At 66.2% G+C, this 16,976-nt stretch carries 17 protein-coding genes; 8 read left to right on the plus strand and 9 right to left on the minus strand.

The features are described 5' to 3' along the window. Positions 1–17 precede the first annotated feature (17 nt). From plsB to ASD22_RS10350, 4 genes are all read left to right on the plus strand, one after another. Positions 18–2,549, plus strand: coding sequence for a glycerol-3-phosphate 1-O-acyltransferase PlsB (gene plsB, locus ASD22_RS10335; RefSeq protein ID WP_056082692.1), 2,532 nt, complete (start codon positions 18–20; stop codon positions 2,547–2,549). A gap of 184 nt (positions 2,550–2,733) precedes the next feature. Further along, positions 2,734–3,501 carry a bifunctional demethylmenaquinone methyltransferase/2-methoxy-6-polyprenyl-1,4-benzoquinol methylase UbiE gene (gene ubiE / locus ASD22_RS10340; protein ID WP_056082695.1) on the plus strand — a complete coding sequence of 256 codons (768 nt, stop codon included), beginning with the start codon at positions 2,734–2,736 and terminating at the stop codon, positions 3,499–3,501. Positions 3,502–3,591: 90 nt separating this feature from the next. Next, complete coding sequence (locus tag ASD22_RS10345) at positions 3,592–3,858, plus strand: DUF2249 domain-containing protein (RefSeq protein WP_056082698.1); 267 nt, start codon at positions 3,592–3,594, stop codon at positions 3,856–3,858. A gap of 8 nt (positions 3,859–3,866) precedes the next feature. After that, the gene (locus ASD22_RS10350; protein WP_056084156.1) at positions 3,867–4,481 is read left to right on the plus strand and encodes an FmdE family protein; all 615 of its coding nucleotides are present in this window, start codon (positions 3,867–3,869) and stop codon (positions 4,479–4,481) included. Between the two features lie 201 nt (positions 4,482–4,682). Here ASD22_RS10350 and ASD22_RS10355 read toward each other — a convergent pair whose 3' ends face one another. From ASD22_RS10355 to ASD22_RS10390, 8 genes are all read right to left on the minus strand, one after another. Next, entirely contained in the window at positions 4,683–6,410 is a 1,728-nt protein-coding gene (locus tag ASD22_RS10355) for a Zn-dependent hydrolase (RefSeq protein ID WP_056082701.1), read from the minus strand. Between the two features lie 84 nt (positions 6,411–6,494). Beyond that, positions 6,495–7,703: an ABC transporter permease gene (locus tag ASD22_RS10360; RefSeq protein WP_056082705.1), complete on the minus strand. Its 1,209-nt coding sequence runs from the start codon at positions 7,701–7,703 to the stop codon at positions 6,495–6,497. Beyond that, positions 7,700–8,434 (minus strand): ATP-binding cassette domain-containing protein, encoded by a 735-nt coding sequence (locus ASD22_RS10365; protein WP_056082706.1) that lies wholly within the window; start codon positions 8,432–8,434, stop codon positions 7,700–7,702. Before ASD22_RS10365 ends, ASD22_RS10360 begins: the two co-directional genes overlap by 4 nt. Positions 8,435–8,446: 12 nt before the next feature. After that, positions 8,447–10,021 carry an alpha/beta hydrolase gene (locus tag ASD22_RS10370; RefSeq protein ID WP_056082709.1) on the minus strand — a complete coding sequence of 525 codons (1,575 nt, stop codon included), beginning with the start codon at positions 10,019–10,021 and terminating at the stop codon, positions 8,447–8,449. A 123-nt stretch (positions 10,022–10,144) separates the two neighbouring features. Then, positions 10,145–10,339 carry a helix-turn-helix transcriptional regulator gene (locus tag ASD22_RS10375; protein WP_082520214.1) on the minus strand — a complete coding sequence of 65 codons (195 nt, stop codon included), beginning with the start codon at positions 10,337–10,339 and terminating at the stop codon, positions 10,145–10,147. Beyond that, positions 10,332–10,940 carry a hypothetical protein gene (locus tag ASD22_RS10380; protein ID WP_235577613.1) on the minus strand — a complete coding sequence of 203 codons (609 nt, stop codon included), beginning with the start codon at positions 10,938–10,940 and terminating at the stop codon, positions 10,332–10,334. The genes ASD22_RS10375 and ASD22_RS10380 overlap by 8 nt, the downstream gene beginning before the upstream one ends. Positions 10,941–10,979: 39 nt before the next feature. Next, positions 10,980–11,909 (minus strand): alpha/beta hydrolase, encoded by a 930-nt coding sequence (locus ASD22_RS10385; RefSeq protein WP_056082714.1) that lies wholly within the window; start codon positions 11,907–11,909, stop codon positions 10,980–10,982. 151 nt (positions 11,910–12,060) lie between these two features. Then, positions 12,061–12,807, minus strand: coding sequence for an FAD-binding oxidoreductase (locus tag ASD22_RS10390; RefSeq protein WP_056082717.1), 747 nt, complete (start codon positions 12,805–12,807; stop codon positions 12,061–12,063). Positions 12,808–12,898: 91 nt separating this feature from the next. On the opposite strand from ASD22_RS10390, the gene ASD22_RS10395 reads away from it, so the two are divergent. The 3 genes from ASD22_RS10395 to ASD22_RS10405 all read left to right on the plus strand — a co-directional run bounded on the left by ASD22_RS10395 (position 12,899) and on the right by ASD22_RS10405 (position 15,524). Then, entirely contained in the window at positions 12,899–13,882 is a 984-nt protein-coding gene (locus ASD22_RS10395) for an ABC transporter ATP-binding protein (protein ID WP_056082722.1), read from the plus strand. Then, positions 13,879–14,658, plus strand: a complete 780-nt coding sequence (locus tag ASD22_RS10400) for an ABC transporter permease (RefSeq protein ID WP_056082725.1) — start codon at positions 13,879–13,881, stop codon at positions 14,656–14,658. Before ASD22_RS10395 ends, ASD22_RS10400 begins: the two co-directional genes overlap by 4 nt. Before the next feature lie 146 nt (positions 14,659–14,804). Beyond that, a complete protein-coding gene (locus ASD22_RS10405; protein ID WP_056082727.1) occupies positions 14,805–15,524 on the plus strand; it encodes a pseudouridine synthase in 720 nt (239 codons plus the stop codon). A 98-nt stretch (positions 15,525–15,622) separates the two neighbouring features. Here ASD22_RS10405 and tsaD read toward each other — a convergent pair whose 3' ends face one another. Beyond that, the gene (tsaD, locus tag ASD22_RS10410) at positions 15,623–16,687 is read right to left on the minus strand and encodes a tRNA (adenosine(37)-N6)-threonylcarbamoyltransferase complex transferase subunit TsaD (protein ID WP_235577614.1); all 1,065 of its coding nucleotides are present in this window, start codon (positions 16,685–16,687) and stop codon (positions 15,623–15,625) included. A 67-nt stretch (positions 16,688–16,754) separates the two neighbouring features. Between tsaD and rpsU the strand changes: the two genes are divergently transcribed. Beyond that, positions 16,755–16,970 (plus strand): 30S ribosomal protein S21, encoded by a 216-nt coding sequence (rpsU, locus tag ASD22_RS10415; RefSeq protein ID WP_007081639.1) that lies wholly within the window; start codon positions 16,755–16,757, stop codon positions 16,968–16,970. Positions 16,971–16,976: the final 6 nt, after the last annotated feature.

A 16,976-nucleotide genomic window follows, 5' to 3' on the forward strand; every position in this document is an offset into this window, starting at 1 on the left:
CCGTTTAGAATAGGCGGATGCCAAATCATTCAAACGCGGACGCCCCGCGCAGCCGTGCACCCTGGTGGTTCACCCTGGCCGGGCAGTTGTTGCAGTCCTGGGTGCGCATCCGCCGCGACCCGGCCGAACCGGCGACCTTGCTGCAGGCGGGCGTGCCCGTCTGCTACGCGATCGAGCGCGACGGCTTTTCCGACGCCCTGATCCTGCAGCGCGCCTGCCGCGAGGCAGGCCTGCCCAGCCCGATGCAGCCGCTGGCCGGCACCCGCCGGCGGCGCTCGGTGTTTGCGCTGGCGCGCCGCGACGGCTGGATCTTCGGCCGCATCCGCAGCCGCACGCCGAACGAACCACTGGGCCAGCTGGTGCACTCGCTGGAGGGCTTCCCCGAGCGTGACATCCAGATCGTGCCGGTATCGATCTACGTGGGCCGCGCGCCCAACCGCGACACCGGCTGGTTCCGCGTGCTGTTTTCGGAAAACTGGGTGATGGTCGGCAGTTTCCGCCGGCTGCTGGCACTGCTGTTGAATGGCCGCGACACGGTGGTGCAGTTTTCCGCGCCGGTGTCGCTGCGCAAGGTACTGGACGAATCGGGCGACATCGCGCCGGAGCGTTTCGCGCGCAAGATCGCCCGCGTGTTGCGTACCCATTTCCGCCGCATCCGCACCGCCGTGGTGGGGCCGGACCTGTCGCACCGGCGCACCGTGGTCGATTCGGTACTCAATGCCGAGCCGGTGCGCGCGGCGATCGCCGCCAGCGCCGCCAAGGAAAAAATCAGCCACGCCAAGGCCTGGCGCAAGGCGCACAAGATGCTGCTGGAGATCGCCGCCGACTACTCGCACCCGGTGGTGCGCTCGGCGTCGTTCGTGCTGTCCAGCTTCTGGAACAAGTTGTACGACGGCATTGCCATGCACCACTTCGACAAGGCGCGCGCGGTGGCGCCCGGCCACGAAGTGATCTACGTGCCCTGCCACCGCAGCCACGCCGATTACCTGCTGCTGAGCTACCAGTTGCACGTGTCCGGCGTGGTGGTGCCGCACATCGCCGCGGGCGTGAACCTCAACCTGCCGGTGATCGGGCCGATCCTGCGCCGCGGCGGCGCGTTCTTCATGCGCCGCAGCTTCAAGGGCAATGCGCTGTATTCGGTGGTGTTCAACGAATACCTGGCGCAGTTGATCGACCGCGGCGTGCCGATGGAATATTTCATCGAAGGCGGCCGCTCGCGTACCGGCCGCCTGCTGGCGCCGCGCGCGGGCATGCTGGTGATGACCATACGCGCCTTCCTGCGCGCGCCGCGCCGGCCGGTGCTGTTCCAGCCGGTCTACATCGGCTACGAAAAGCTGATGGAAGGCAACGCCTACGCCGGCGAACTCAGCGGCAAGCCGAAGGAGAAGGAATCCCTGCTGGGCCTCCTGCGCGGCCTGAAGGTGCTGCGCCAGCGCTACGGCCACGTGGCGCTGAACTTCGGCGAGCCGATCGAACTGAACCCATTGCTGGACGCCACCGGCACCGACTGGCGCGCCGCCAGCGGCGACCCGGACGCCCGCCCCGAATGGCTCAACGACGTGGTCGACCAGGTGGCCGAGCGCATCCAGGTCAACATCAACCGCGCCGCCGACGTCAACCCGATCAACCTGCTGGCGCTGGTGCTGCTGGCCACGCCCAAGCACGCGATGGCCGAGAGCGACCTGCTGGCACAACTGGAACTGAGCAAGGCGCTGCTGGAGGAACTGCCCTACTCCGACCGCGTCACGCTAACCCCGATGAACCCCGCCGGGATCATCGCCTACGGCGAGCAGATGGGCTGGATCCAGCGGGTCAAGCACCCGCTGGGCGACGTGCTGACGGTCAGTGGCGAGCAGGCGGTGCTGCTGAGCTATTTCCGCAACAACGTGCTGCACCTCACCGCCACCGCGGCGTGGGTGGCCTGCTGCTTCCTCAACAACCGGCGCATGGCGCGCGCCACCGTGGTGCGGCTGGGCACGCTGATCTACCCGTTCATCCAGAGCGAGCTGTTCCTGCCGTGGGACAGCGACGGTTTCGGGGCGCAACTGGAAGCCACGCTGGACTTCTTCATCCGCCGCGGCCTGCTGGAATCGCGCAGCGACGGCCGTACGGTCGAGCGCGGCCCGGGTCAGGAAGACAGCGCCTTCCAGCTGAAAGTGATCGCGCGCGGCCTGCTGCAGGCGTTCGAGCGCTACTACATCACCCTGGCGGCGCTGGCCAAGCACGGCCCGCACACCATCACCGGCGCCGAGCTGGAAACCACCTGCACCCTCACCGCGCAGCGGCTGGGCCTGCTCAACGAATTGTCCGCGCCGGAGTTCTTCGACAAGGCGCTGTTCCGCGGCTTCATCCAGAAACTGCGCGAGCAGCGCGTCGTGTGGACCGACGAAGGCGGCAAGCTCGATTACGACAGCGCGCTGGAAGGCATGGTGCGCGACGCGCGGGTGATCCTGTCGCGCGATGTGCGCCACTCAATCCTGAAGATCACGCAGGGCGCTGGCGAGAAGGAGCCGCCGGCGGGCGGCGACGCGGCGGAGCAGGCGGCGTAGCGCTGGCTTCAAGAGCGGCCCCCCTTCCGCCCTTCGGGCACCTTCCCCCGTAAACGGGGGAAGGAAGTCACAGGCCTCCTCGAAACAGCCAGCTTCCTTCCCCCGTTTACGGGGGAAGATGCCGAAGGCGGAAGGGGGCGCTTTTCCCATAACCACTTCAACCCATCCTGTAACATCGCACCCCATGACCGACCAGCCCACACCCGCTCCCACGCCAACCACCCATTTCGGTTTCCGCGACGTACCCGTCGGCGACAAGCAGAAGCTGGTGGGCCAGGTGTTCACCTCGGTGGCGCGCAGTTACGACCTGATGAACGACCTGATGTCGTTTGGCGTGCATCGGCTGTGGAAGCGGCATTTCGTGGCGATCAGCGGCGTGCGCCGTGGCGATCGCGTGCTGGACCTGGCCGGCGGCACCGGTGACATCGCCGCGCTGCTGAAGCCTGTGGTGGGCGCGGACGGTGAGGTGGTGGTGGGCGACATCAACGCCGCCATGCTGGGCGTGGGCCGCGACCGGCTGACCGACCGCGGGCTGGTGTCCGGCCTGCGCTGGGCGCAGCTCAACGCCGAGGCGCTGCCGTTTCCCGACAACAGCTTCGACGCGGTGACCATGGCCTTCGGCCTGCGCAACGTCACCGACAAGGACAAGGCGCTGGCCGACATCTGCCGCGTGCTCAAGCCCGGCGGTCGAGCGCTGGTGCTGGAGTTCTCGCGGGTGCAGAACGAGCTGTTCAACAAGCTCTACGACTTCCACTCGTTCAAGGTGCTGCCGAAACTGGGCCGCCTGTTTGCCGGCGACGCCGACAGCTACCAGTACCTGGCCGAATCGATCCGCAAGCACCCCGACCAGCAAACGCTGAAGGGGATGATGGAACGCGCCGGCTTCGGCAAGGTCGAGGTGCGCAACCTCACCAACGGCGTCGTGGCGATCCACCGCGCATACAAGCTGTAGACCGCAAGCGCGGCCCCGCTGATCCAGATCAGGGGCCCGGCGCGGATCGCGGCGTATGTTGATGACCTCCTGCAACGAGGTATCAACACCATGTCGATCGACGCCCTACCCGAAGCCAATGTCCACACGTTCGACGCACGCGGCGTGGCCCGGCGTTTCCGCCATTCGGCCATCTTCGCCGCCATCGGCGTGCTGCGCTCGGGCGAGACGATGCGCTTCATCAACGACCACGACCCGATCCCGCTGATCGCGCAATTGAACGACCGCCTCGGCGAAAACCTCACCGTGACCTACCGCCAGCGCGACCCCGGTGCGATCGTGATCGACTTCGGCATCGTCGGCCTGCCGATCGAGTGAGCGCCGCGATGCATTACCCCGCGTTCTACGACGAAGCCCCGCGCATCGCGATGCACGATCCGCTGGCCGCCCTGCTGGGTGCCGCCGACGACGGCCTGATCGACTACGGCTACGTTGATGCCGTGCGCCTGGCCGGCCACTCCTGCCCCACCGTGGCCGGTGCCTACCTGATGGCGCGCGCAGCATTGCGCGCGTTGTACCCGGACCAGCCGGCCGAGCGCGGCGGCATCTGCGTGCGCATGCCGGCGGCGGAAGACGAAGGTGTCACCGGCGTTACCGCGCAGGTGTTGACGCTGATCACCGGCGCGGCCGCCAGCAATGGTTTCCACGGCATCGGCGGACGTTTCGTGCGGCAATCGCTGCTCAGTTACGCCGCAGTGCGGGGCGCCAGCGCCGTGCAGTTCCATCGTCGCGACAACGGCAACGCCGTGTCCGTCGAACTGGACCTGAGCCGCATACCGCCAGCGCCGCAACTGCGCGAATTGATGGGCGCGGCACTCGACCCGGCCGCCACCGCGGCACAACGCACGGCATTCGGCCAGGCCTGGCAGGACCGCGTGCGGCGGCTGTTGCTCGATCACGCCGACGACCCCGAGGTACTGCGGCTCACACCGCTGCACTGAATCGCCGACATACACCTCAGAGGGTGTGAAAAATTCGGGCCAGGAATGGAAGCGCTATACCGTCCCTTCCCCCGCTTGCGGGGGAAGGTGCCGAAGGCGGACGGGGGCGCGGCAAGCCGCGCTGCTGTTGTTCTTCACGCCGACCCAAGAGCGCCCCCATCCGCCCTGTCGGGCACCTTCCCCCGCTTGCGGGGGAAGGAATCAAGGCTTGGCCAGACCCAACACGTCCAGGCCCTGCTCGAAGCGGATATCGACCGGGATGTTCGCCTCGGCCAGCCGGTTCAAATCACCCGCAAGCTTCGCATCGGCCGCGCCCAGCTGGTCGGTCAGCTGCTTGGCCGCGTCGTAGTCGCCATCGCCCTGGATGGTCAGCAGTTTGGTCGACAGCGAGCTCATCGCGGCGGTCATCTTGTCGAAATCGACGCGGTAGCGGCCGGTCTTGTCGTCGCGCGTGAACGCGCCCGCCTGCTTGAAATAGTTGAAGCGCACCATGTTTGCCCGTGCGTGCGCATCGCTGGCGCCGAAACGCACCGAGCGCAGGATGCCGGCCAGGAAGGTGACGTAGTTGTCCATCAACTTGGTCTTGTCCAGCTCGCCCTTCCCGGCCAGCCTGGTCACCATGTACAGGCCCAGCACATCGGCCTTGCCTTCCTCGAAGCTGGAGGCCTGATCCTTCAGCGCCTTGCGCACCGTGCCCTTGCCGTCCAGCGTCTGCTTGATGCCCAGCCCGTGCGCCACCTCGTGGAACATGGTGTTCTGGAAGAACGCGTCGAAGGTGAGGTTCTGCTGCTGGTCGTCGGCGATCAGCAGCTTGCCGATCGGCAACATGATGGTGTCGAACTTCGCCTTCATCACGTTTTCCAACTGCAGCCGGCGCGTGCCTTTTTTCAGCTGCACCTGCTCGTCGTTGGGCAGGTTGATGGCGATGGTCTTGGCACCCGCGTTGGCGTCGCCGCCGTAGTACACCGCGAAGTAGGCGTTGAGGTCGGCATCGGAGCCAGGCTTTTCCGCCTTGTAGCGGTCGGGCACGGGCAGGCCGCGCTGCAGCTCGGGCAGGTATTTGGCGAAGCGCGCCAGCTTGGCGCTCCAGGCCTGATCCTTGATCAGCACGTAGGATTCGTAGCTGGCCTTGTAGCCGTAGAGCTGGTCTTCGTAGGTTTCGATCGGGCCGATCACGATGTCGATCGGGTTTTTCTTCATGTCCATCCAGGCCAGGTCGCTGGGCTGGTAGTTGTCGTCAAGCAACGCGTCGGCGCGCAGCGTGAGGTATTTCCTGAAGCCCGCGTCCTGCGCCAGCTTGGCGGCCTCGCGCAGCAGGCCGGCGGCTTTCTGCAGCTCGGCCTTGTACGCCTCGTGATAGGGCACGGTGATCAACTGGCCCTGCGCATCGCGGCGCAGCAGGGTGTACAGCGAGGTCTTGTCTTTCAGCGGCGACTGGTCGAACTGCTCGCGGGTCATGTCGGCCGGATAGAACTGCGCGCCGGGCGGTCGCTCTTCGATGCCCCCGACGAAGGGCTTGTCGTTGTTCAACCGATCCCACGGGCCGTAGTTGAGCTGGGCGAACTCGCGCGTGGCCGGGTCGCTGATCCGGCTCATCAGCGCATCCTTGTCGCCCCACGACTGGCGCCAGTAGATCGCGTTCATGCTGTCGGCCGCCTCGACCAGCAGGGCAATCATCTTCTTCTGGCGCTTGTTGAACGCGGACAGGTCGGCTTCCAGTTTCACCGGCGCGTAGCTGGCCAGGCGCTGCGCCACGCTACCCTCTTCCGCCGTCGCGGCGGCCGCACTCGCGGCCGTGGCCGGCGCCGAGCTGGCAGGGGCCGGCGCCAGCTCCTCTTTCGACACCGGTGCGATCGGCGCCGCATCGTGACCGGATGAACAGCCCGCCAGCGCGAGCAGCAGGCACAACGGGAGCAGGCGTCGATACATGGAAAGTCCTCCGGCGAAAGGGTCATGGTATCGCCTGCGCCGGTGTCCGCAATGCGATGGTGATCGCATGCGGACGCGCGCTGTTCAGCCGGAAATGGCCAGCCGCTCCGAGCGGTACAACTGCATGCCGATCGCCACCGCCACCAGTGCGGCCGCCGCGGTACCCGCCAGACACAACAGCATGTGCATCGGCGCCACGCCGGTGCCGCGCAGCAGGTCGATGATGCCCAGGTGCTGGCCCAGCAGCGGCACGGCGTACATCCAGTCCTGCGGTTTGACCGGCATCACCATCAGCAGGATGCTGGGCAGGATCGGCAGCATCATCAACAGCGACAGATAGGTCTGCGCCTCGCGATAGCTCTTGGCGAACGCGGCCACCAGCGACTGCAACGCCGCCAGCAGCACGATCATCGGCCATTGCAGCAGCAGCACGTTGGCGGCGAAGTGCCAGCCCAGGTTGATCTCCATGCCCAGCTTGTCGGTGGGCAGGAAGCGCCCCACCAGCGAGAACGCCAGCAGGCAGATCAGCAGGCTCGCGGTGGAAAACGCGCAGATCGCGGCCAGCTTGCCCAGCAGGATTTTCCAGCGCGGCACTGGGTTGGCAAACAGCGGCTCCAGCGATTGCCGCTCGCGCTCGCCCGCGGTGAGGTCGATCGCCAGGTACATGCCGCCGATGAAGATGGTCAGCACGAATAGGTACGGCAGCATGTTGAACAGCAACACCGCCCGCGATTCCGCCGTGGCCTGATCGCGCCGCGCGACCTGCACCGGCCACGCTGTACCGGGCGAGAGGCCGCGCGCCACCAGCCGCATCACGCCTTGCTGGCGTGCGTACGACTGCACCAGCTGGTTTACGCGGTCCACCGAACCGCCGGCATCGCGCTGCGAGGAGTCGTAAATCATTTCCACCTGCACCGGCTCGCCCTGGCGCCAAGCCTTGGGGTACTCGGCGCTGAGGCGCAGCACCAGGTCGGCCTCCTGTTCGCGCACGGCTTTTTCGGGGTCGGCAATGGCCGGCTGCGGCACGATGCCGCCGGCTTTCAGCGCATCGATCAGATTGGGTGCGTACTGCGCGCCGATCACCGGCACTTTCAGCGGCTGCTCGGCCTTGTCCAGCTGGCGGTGGATGGACACGCTGATCAGCATCACGAAGATCAGCGGGGTCAGCAGCGGGCCGGTGACGAAGGCGCTGATCAGGGTACGGCGATCGCGCAGGTTCTCGCGCACTTCCTTCAGGAACACGGTGACGAACGCGCGGCTGCGGCGTACGCGGGTGGGCTGGATGGCATTCATGCGGCCAGGCCCTCGTCGCTGCCGATAATCTTCACGAAGGCATCCTCCAGGTTCGCTTCACCGGTTTGCGCACGCAGCGCATCGGGTGTTTCATCGGCCACCACACGGCCGCGGGCGATCACCACGATGCGATCGCACAACGCACCCACCTCCTGCATGATGTGGCTGGAAAACAGCACGCAACGGCCTTCGGCGCGCAGTTTCAGCATGAACTGGCGCAAGGCGCGGGTGGCCATCACGTCCAGCCCGTTGGTGGGCTCGTCGAGGATTACGTTGCCGGGGTCGTGGATCAGCGCACGGGCGATCGCGGTCTTCACCCGCTGGCCTTGCGAGAAGCCTTCGGTGCGGCGGTCGGCGATGTCGCCCATCTCCAGCGCCTGCACCAGCGCTTCGCGGCGGGTGCGCAGCTCGTCGTCGGGCAGGCCTTGCAGGCGTGCGAAATAGTCGATGTTCTCGCGCGCGGTGAGTCGTTTGTACAGCCCGCGCGCATCCGGCAGCACGCCCAGCCGGCGACGCACCGCCAGCGGATCGACAGCGGCGTCGATGCCGTCCACCAGCACCTGGCCGCGGTCGGGCGTCATCAACGTATAGAGCATGCGCAGCGTGGTGGTCTTGCCGGCGCCGTTGGGGCCCAGCAGGCCGGTGATCTCGCCATCGCGGGCGCTGAAGCCGACACCATCCACGGCGCGCACGTCGCCGAATGCCTTGTGCAGATCCTTTACTTCGATCATGGGGGCGGTCCTTTAAGGTGTTGAACCGTTGAAATCGATGAACAGCGGCGGGGCCTGCAACCGGTCCAGGCAACTGGCGTCCAGCGCCTTCGGCTGCAGATCCTCGATGAATTTTTTCACCAGCCGCGGCGCGCAGCCGGCCCCCATCACGTTGTGACCCTGGCCCTTGAGCACCAGGTGGCGCGCGTCGGCAAGCCCCTTCAGCACGGCCTCGCCATACGCCGGCGGTGTCACCGGATCGTATTGGCCCGACAGCAGCAAGGCCGGCGTGGCGCTGCGCAACGGCTGGTGGAAATCGGCCGGCCGCGTGCCGCGCGGCCACACGGTGCACACCGCCTGCAACGCGGTGATCATCCGCGTGCCCAGGATGGTGTCCTCATCCTGCGGGCGCGGGCGCAGCAAATCGGCATCCTCGCTGCAGATCACCGACGACTGCATGCCGCCATCCATCGAATCGACCAGATCGCCCTGCAGCAATTTCGCCTGGCCCAGCAGCGGTCCCACGTCGCCGTGTGCGGCCGCGTCGATCGACAACGGCAGCAGCGCGGCGGTGAGCGGCGTGTAGGCGAACATGCGCACCACGCTGGCCAGCGAATCCTCGCTCAGCACGCGCTGCACGCTCTGGTAGCTCTGCGGGTCGCGAAAACTCACCTTGTGCGGGTTGGCGCGCAGCGCATCGCGCAGTTGATAGAGCGTCTGGTACGGGTCGCCAAACCGCGCCTTGCAGGCAGGTTGCGCCGTGCAGCGGGCGAACTGCAGCTTCAGGGCCGCGTCGAGGTTCTGCGCAAAATCCTCCCCCAGCACCAGCGGGTTGGGCACCACGCCATCGAGCACCAGGCTGCGGATCGCGTCCGGATGATGCATGGCGTATTGCTGAGCCACGCGGGTGCCGTAGGACACCCCGACCAGGTCGAAACGCGGCGAACCCAACGCACGGCGCACGTCTTCCAGATCCTGCACCGCGATGGTGGTGGTGTAGTAGCGCGGATCGGCACGCGCCTGCACCTGCTGCAGGCAACGCGCCGTTTCCGCCCGTAGCGCCTCCGGGTCGAAGCCCACCTTTTCGTCGGTAGCCGCCTGCTCCGGCCCCTTGCAGCTGAGCGGGTTGGAATGACCGGTGCCGCGCTGGTCCAGCAGCAGCACGTTGCGGTGCGCCAGCAGCGGATCGAGCGCATTCGCCACCCCGGACCAGCTTTCCGTGGCGGCCTGGCCGGGGCCACCGGCCAGCAGCACCACCATGTCTTTCGCCGGCAGCTGCGCCGCCGAACGAATCACCGCCAGGTTCAGGCTGATCTTGCGGCTGTGTGGGTCGGCGCGGTTCTCCGGCACCTCGAACGGTGCACACCACGCCGCGCTGGACAGCCCGGTATGCGGCTGCGGCAATTCGCAGGCGGTCAGCGTGAGCGAGCCCAGCCGCCAGGTGCGCGGCTTTTGCGGCACGCTGGGGGCGGTGGGCTGGGTACTGGCAGCGGTCGGAGCCGTGGCGTCGGATGGCGCCTGATCCGTATGGAAATAGCTCCAGGCGAACCAGCCCAGGCCCGCTGCGGCGAGCACGATGCGGAACACGGTACGGGGTGCGAGCTTCATGGCATGGGCTCCTCGTGGGACCGGAAGGGAATGATGGCGGCATGGCGGCGCGTTGACCGCTCGGGACTGTGGGCCATGCTTTCGCCGTACATCGTCATCGCGGGGTTGCTCATGGAGAGGCCCTCATTCGCCCGGATCGAAGATCGATTCGATCGGACGGCCAAACAGGGCGGCAATCTTGAACGCCAGCGGCAGGCTGGGATCGTACTTGCCGGTTTCGATCGCGTTGACGGTTTGCCGCGAGACGTCCAGCCGCTCGGCCATTTCCGCCTGCGACCAGCCCTGGTCACCACGCAATTCGCGGACATGGTTATTCACGGTCGCGGTAACGCCTGGCGACCAGCGGCTTGGTGATACCGAAGATGGCGAAAAGGCACGGCATCACCCAGATCGCGACCGTATGGCCACTCACCTGCCACCCGATGTCCGCCAGCGGCAGCAGGCCGAAACTGAAGAAGCCGAATGCCGTCGACATCGCGGCGATCGCGATGGCCTCCAGGTCGATACGCCGCTCCAGTTCGTCCTGGTCGCGCAGCACGCGAACCATGGCGCGAACCAGCAGCGCGATCGGCAGCAGCGGCAGCGCAGCCAGCGCCACCCGTGCGGCGACACTTTCCATGCGGGGCACCAGCGCGCCGGACACCATCATCAGCACTACATAGCCCGCCATCGCCGGAAAAAATTCGCGCAGGTAGCGCACATGCACCGGGCGCATCACCTCCTCGCGGGCGAAGCGTGCGCACAGCAGCCACGCTGCACCGGTGGCGGCAACCACAAGGCCCAGGGTGACCAGCCAGCGGCGACCGGTGAGCATACCCGCGAGCAGACAGGGCAAGGCGCAAAGTACGGCCACGCCCCCCATCATCGCCAGTGCGCGGCGGTTGGTGAGTTTCGACGGTGATTTCGATGGTCCGGACATGCGGCGGCTCCTGTCATCTTCCATGCTGGCAATCATGGCCTAGTCTCCCAGCGCTGCCAGGAAGCCATCCAGCGTCCGCTGGAATTCCGTCGGCTGGTCGAGCATCACGAAATGCCGCGAAGGCGAGATCGAGACCACTTTCGCCTGCGGAGCCTGTGCCAGCAGGCCCTCGTAGTATGCGGTCTTCTGCGCTTCGCTCATCGCCTTCGGTGGCTGACTGAAGTCCGGCGCGTTGTACGGCGAGATCTCCAGGATCGGCACGTTCGCATTCTTCAACAGCGGGCGATAATCGGCCGCCATGTCTTCTGCCATGTACTGCGCGCTGGCCTTGATGTCGCTGCGCGCATTCATTGGCGCATAGCGCGCGGCCAGTTGCGGATCGATCACCCCGACGTTCTGCATGTAGGCCAGCGACTGCGCCGCAAACTGCCCGGGCGAGAGCGCGGCCACCTGCTGCTGTATCCGCGCGGCCATGGCCTTGCGCTGATCCACGCCCATCCGCTCCATGCCGGGGAAGACGGGCAACCCGTCGACCGCCACCACGCCGGAAATCATTTGCGGATGCTCCCCGGCAAAGCGCAACGCCAGCGTGCCGCCCAGGCTGTGGCCCACCAGCACCGGCTTGTCGATCTTCCGCAGCTCGATCAACTGCTTCAGCGACGCATCCGCCTGATCGAACAGGTTGCCGCCGCCGGCCGGAGGCGGCACGCCATCAAACCCGGCCAGCGTCACCGCATACACCACGTGGTCTTTTTGCAGCGCCCGAATCGTCCGCTCCCACACCCACGGCCCGCCCTCCAGCCCGGGAATCAGGATCACTGGTTGGCCATGGTTGCCATGGCGTTCGACTTTCAGCGTGCCGACCTTGCCTGTCGCCGCGAGCGGTTGCGCATACACGGGGCCATGCGACAGCCATGCCGCGAGCCCGAGCAACAGCGGGACCATCATCCGATATCCGATCTTGTTCATGGCCATGCCTCCGTCTATGTCAAGTAAACTTGACACAAGACTAGAAGCACCACGATCGTGATGTCAAGCAAACTTTACATGACGCGAAAGGGTGCGGAGGTCATCGCGCCATCGCCACGCCAAGGCCATTCCGATCGATACGAAACGCCTCTCAACGCGACGAGATGTATTTCTCGCGCCTGATCTGCGACACCGGCAGGCCGAATTCCTTCAGCGCGCCGAAGGCGGCGTCGACCATGTTGGGGTTGCCGCAGAGGTAGGCGATGTCGCGCTCGGCGGCGGGGCCCAGCTCGGCCAGCACGTTCTGCACGTGGCCGCTGCGATCGCCGGGACGCGGCACGGCACGCGCCTCGCGGCTGAGGCAGCCGTGGAACAAAAAGCCCGGGTGCGTCTGCGCGAACGCCTCGAATTGCTCGCCGTAGAGCAGCTCGGTTTCGTTGCGCGCGCCATACAGCAGCACCACTTCGCGATCACCGCGCGCCAGCAGTTGCTCGATCTGCGGCAGCATGGCGCGGTAAGGCGTAACCCCGGTGCCGGTGGCCAGCAGCAGGTAGCGCGGATGCGCGTCGGTGGCCTGCAGGCAGAAACGGCCGTAGGGGCCGCTGGCGTCCACGATGCCGCCGACGGGCAGGTCGCCGAGCAGCCTGGTGGCCGCACCGCCTTCCACGTAGCTCACGGCGATCTCGATGCGCGACACCGGCGAACTGCCGTCGCCCACGCTGGCCACCGAATAGCTGCGCTTGGTGGCCGTGCCGTCGTCGTAATGGAAATGGATCTGCAGGAACTGGCCGGGCGTGAACGCCAGCGGTTGCCCGTCGACCCGCTCGAACACCAGATGGCGTACGGCGGAGGCCAGCATGTGACTGTCGACGAGGCGGAGCTGGAAGTGATCGGCCATGGTGATTCCGGAAACGGTGTGTGCTTCTGGCACGGCCAGACGGCAGGATGTAGCCCGCTATAATAAGGGGCTAGCCTTTTCGGTGCAGCCCATGTCATTGCAGTCCCTTTCTTCCGCACCCGCGCTCGTGGTCGACAACCTGCGCAAGGTCTATGGCAACGGCGTGGAAGCGCTGAAGGGCATCAGCCTCACGGTGCAGCCGGGTGATTTCTTCGCCCTGCTCGGCCCCAACGGCGCGGGCAAATCCACCTTGATCGGCATTCTTTCCTCGCTGGTCAACTCCACCAGCGGCGACGCGAAGGTGTTCGGTGTGTCGGTCAACGACGACCGTAGCGCCGCGATGCGGCTGATCGGGCTGGTGCCGCAGGAAATCAACTTCAACCAGTTCGAGAAGCCGTTCGACATCTGCGTCAACGAGGCCGGTTTCTACGGCATCCCGCGCAAGGAAGCCGCCCGCCGCGCGGAGAAATACCTGAAGGAGCTGCGCCTGTGGGACAAGGCGCAGATGCAGGCGCGCACGCTGTCCGGCGGCATGAAGCGGCGCCTGATGATCGCCCGCGCGATGATGAACGAGCCGAAGCTCTTGATCCTGGACGAGCCCACCGCGGGCGTGGACATCGAGATCCGCCGCTCGATGTGGCAGTTCGTCAGCGCCATCAACGCGGCCGGCACCACCGTGATCCTCACCACGCATTACCTGGAGGAAGCCGAGTCGCTGTGCCGCAACATCGCGATCATCGACCACGGCACCATCATCGAGAACACCAGCATGAAGCGGCTGTTGGCGACGCTGGACGTGGAGACCTTCGTGCTCGACGTGATCACCATCCCCGACGAGCTGCCGAACCTGCCCAACGTCACCCTGCGCCGCCGCGACGAACACACGCTGGAGGCCGAAATGGCCCGCTCGCACGACCTCAATTCGCTGTTCGCGCAGCTCTCCACGCACGGCATCATGGTGACCTCGATGCGCAACAAGACCAACCGGCTGGAGGAGCTGTTCGTGCGGCTGGTGGAAGGTGGACGGGGAGCAGGCCGCATGAGCGCATCGAACAAAAGCGAGATCCGCGCATGAGCAACACCACCGCCAACCTGGTCGCCCTCAACACCTTGGTGCGCCGCGAGATCGTGCGCATCATGCGCATCTGGACGCAGACGCTGATTCCGCCGGCGATCACCATGACGCTGTACTTCGTGATCTTCGGCAAGCTGATCGGCAGCAAGATCGGCCCGATCCAGGGTCACTTCAGCTACATGCAGTACATCGTGCCGGGACTGGTGATGATGAGCATCATCACCAACAGCTACGGCAACATCTCCAGCTCGTTCTTCGGCGCCAAGTTCAGCCGCGCAGTGGAGGAGATGCTGGTGTCGCCGATGCCGAACTGGGTGATCCTGCTGGGCTACGTCACCGGCGCGGTGGCGCGCGGTCTGGTGGTGGGCGTGCTGGTGCTGCTGATCGCGCTGTTCTTCACCGACCTGCACGTGATGCACCCGCTGATCACGTTCGCCTCGGTGCTGCTGGGCGCCACCATCTTCTCGCTGGCCGGCTTCGTCAACGCGGTGTACGCGAAGAAATTCGACGACATCGCGCTGGTGCCGACTTTCATCCTGACCCCGCTGACCTACCTCGGCGGCGTGTTCTACTCGGTCAACATGCTGGCCGAACCGTGGCAGGCGATCTCGCGCGCCAACCCGATCCTGTACATGGTCAACGCCTTCCGCTTCGGCGTGCTCGGCATCAGCGACGTGCACCTGGGCGTGGCGTTCGCGGTAATGCTGGGCTTCGCGGTCGGCCTCTCGGCGCTGGCGCTGCAGCTGTTGAAGCGCGGCGTGGGGCTGAGGAGCTGAGAATCGGGAATGGGGAATAGGGAATGGGTGAAGCGCCGCGACCATAAGCGGCACGCTTTGCTCATGATCGGGCCGCCAAATCAGCACCCTCTCGCCTCACCTCATCCATTCTCCATTCCCTATTCCCCATTCCCGGCCTTCCATCCATGCGCGTAAACAAATACATCAGCGAAGCTGGCCTGTGCTCGCGCCGCGAGGCGGACGAGTTGCTGCTGGCCGGGCGCGTCACCATCAACGGCGAGGTGGTCACGACGGGCGCCAAGGCGCTGGACGGGGACGAGGTGCGCGTGGATGGTGAGGTCGTCAAGGCGCGCATCCTGGCCGCCACGCCAGCGGCGAAGAAGGCGGTCTACATCGCGCTGAACAAGCCGGTCGGCATCACCTGCACCACCGATCAGGGCGTGGACGGCAACATCGTGGATTTCGTGGATCACCCGCAGCGGATCTTTCCGATCGGCCGGCTGGACAAGGATTCCGAGGGGCTGATCCTGCTGACCAGCAACGGCGACATCGTCAACGAGATCCTGCGCTCGGAAAACCACCACGAGAAGGAATACCTGGTCGGCGTGAACAAGGCGGTCACCGACGACTTCCTCAGCGGCATGAGCAAGGGCGTGCGCATCCACAACCAGATGACGAACCCCTGCCGCGTGCGGCGCATCGCCAAGTTTGGCTTCTCGATCGTGCTGACCCAAGGCCTGAACCGGCAGATCCGGCTGATGGCCGCCGCCTTCGGCTACCGCGTCACCCAGCTGCGTCGCGTGCGCATCGACAACGTGAAGCTGGCCCACCTGAAACCCGGCCAGTGGCGCAACCTCACCGAAGCGGAATTGAAGGGCCTGCTGCCCGGCCGTACGCAGTGGTGATGCCGCGCCGATCTTCTGTAGGAGCGGCTTCAGCCGCGATGCTTTTCGGGCAGCCCCAAGAGCATCGCGGCTGAAGCCGCTCCTACAACAACGATCCGCTAGGCGGCAGGCAGCGTCTGCAGATCCCAGCGCGGGCGCACCTGCACGGTTTCGTCCTGATGCTGGCCGCTGGCCAGACGGATGGCGCCGGCCAGCGCAATCATCGCGCCGTTGTCCGTGCAGAACACCAGCCGCGGGAAATACACCTGGAAACCGTCTTTCTCGCCGGCCTTCGCCAGCTCCGCGCGCAGGTGCCGGTTGGCGCCCACGCCGCCGGCGATCACCAGCCGCCTGGCGCCGCAGGCCTGCAGCGCACGACGGCACTTGATGATCAGGGTGTCGACGATCGCCTCCTGGAACGCGCGGGCGATGTCGGCGCGGGTCTGCTCGCTCTGGTCCGATTTCTGCCAGGCCAGCAGGACCTGGGTCTTCAGGCCGGAGAAGCTGAAATCAAGCCCGGGCCGATCGGTCATCGGGCGCGAGAAGCGGAACGCGCCGGCCGTGCCCTGCTCGGCCAGCTTCGCCAGCGCCGGGCCGCCGGGATACGGCAAGCCCATCATCTTGGCGGTCTTGTCGAAGGCCTCGCCCGCGGCGTCATCCAGGGTATCGCCCAGGATGGTGTACTGGCCGATCGCCTTGACCTCCACCAGCAGCGAATGGCCGCCGGACACCAGCAAGGCCACGAACGGCGGCTCGGGCGGGTTTTCCTCCAGCAACGGCGCCAGCAGGTGGCCCTCCATATGATGGACACCCACGGCCGGTACGCCCAGCGCCCAGGCCAGCGCGCGGCCCGCCGAGGCACCCACCAGCAGCGCGCCGACCAGGCCGGGGCCGGCGGTATACGCCACCCCGCCCAGGTCCTGCACGGTGAGGCCCGCCTGGGCCAGCGCCTCGCGGATCAACGGCAGCAGCTTGCGCACGTGGTCGCGGCTGGCCAGCTCCGGCACCACGCCGCCGTAATCGGCGTGCAGCTTGATCTGGCTGTACAGCGTATGGGCCAGCAAGCCACGGCCCGGCGCGTCCGGCTCCCAGCGCAGCAGGGCTACACCGGTCTCGTCGCAGGAGCTCTCGATGCCCAGGATTGGCCGGTTGTTGACCGGCTTTGAAAATTCTTTGTTATCCACGGTATAATTCGCGGCTCGCTCTATCCAACAGTCCCGACAGCGGGACAGATTACCACTCGGAGTTTCCATGCCCAACGTAAAAGTTCGCGAGAACGAGCCGTTCGAGATTGCACTGCGTCGTTTCAAGCGTACCTGCGAAAAGGCCGGCGTCCTGGCTGAAACGCGCAAGCGCGAGTTCTACGAAAAGCCCACCCAGGAGCGCAAGCGCAAGCGCGCTGCCGCCGTCAAGCGTCACCTGCGCCGCCTGTCGCGCGACGTGTCGCGCAAAGTCCGCCTGTACTGATTCCTG

It is taken from the genome of Rhodanobacter sp. Root480, from assembly GCF_001426645.1.
Classification (GTDB): Bacteria; Pseudomonadota; Gammaproteobacteria; order Xanthomonadales; family Rhodanobacteraceae; genus Rhodanobacter; species Rhodanobacter ginsenosidimutans.

Excerpts from the sequence above, each read along its gene's own strand:
- rpsU (WP_007081639.1), top strand. The coding sequence starts at position 16,755 with ATGCCCAACGTAAAAGTTCGCGAGAACGAGCCGTTCGAGATTGCACTG.
- ASD22_RS10355 (WP_056082701.1), bottom strand. The coding sequence starts at position 6,410 with ATGTATCGACGCCTGCTCCCGTTGTGCCTGCTGCTCGCGCTGGCGGGC.
- ASD22_RS10400 (WP_056082725.1), top strand. The coding sequence starts at position 13,879 with ATGAGCAACACCACCGCCAACCTGGTCGCCCTCAACACCTTGGTGCGC.
- ASD22_RS10390 (WP_056082717.1), bottom strand. The coding sequence starts at position 12,807 with ATGGCCGATCACTTCCAGCTCCGCCTCGTCGACAGTCACATGCTGGCC.
- ASD22_RS10365 (WP_056082706.1), bottom strand. The coding sequence starts at position 8,434 with ATGATCGAAGTAAAGGATCTGCACAAGGCATTCGGCGACGTGCGCGCC.
- ASD22_RS10380 (WP_235577613.1), bottom strand. The coding sequence starts at position 10,940 with ATGTCCGGACCATCGAAATCACCGTCGAAACTCACCAACCGCCGCGCA.
- ASD22_RS10395 (WP_056082722.1), top strand. The coding sequence starts at position 12,899 with ATGTCATTGCAGTCCCTTTCTTCCGCACCCGCGCTCGTGGTCGACAAC.
- ASD22_RS10350 (WP_056084156.1), top strand. The coding sequence starts at position 3,867 with ATGCATTACCCCGCGTTCTACGACGAAGCCCCGCGCATCGCGATGCAC.
- ubiE (WP_056082695.1), top strand. The coding sequence starts at position 2,734 with ATGACCGACCAGCCCACACCCGCTCCCACGCCAACCACCCATTTCGGT.
- ASD22_RS10385 (WP_056082714.1), bottom strand. The coding sequence starts at position 11,909 with ATGAACAAGATCGGATATCGGATGATGGTCCCGCTGTTGCTCGGGCTC.
- ASD22_RS10345 (WP_056082698.1), top strand. The coding sequence starts at position 3,592 with ATGTCGATCGACGCCCTACCCGAAGCCAATGTCCACACGTTCGACGCA.
- ASD22_RS10360 (WP_056082705.1), bottom strand. The coding sequence starts at position 7,703 with ATGAATGCCATCCAGCCCACCCGCGTACGCCGCAGCCGCGCGTTCGTC.
- ASD22_RS10405 (WP_056082727.1), top strand. The coding sequence starts at position 14,805 with ATGCGCGTAAACAAATACATCAGCGAAGCTGGCCTGTGCTCGCGCCGC.
- ASD22_RS10370 (WP_056082709.1), bottom strand. The coding sequence starts at position 10,021 with ATGAAGCTCGCACCCCGTACCGTGTTCCGCATCGTGCTCGCCGCAGCG.
- plsB (WP_056082692.1), top strand. The coding sequence starts at position 18 with ATGCCAAATCATTCAAACGCGGACGCCCCGCGCAGCCGTGCACCCTGG.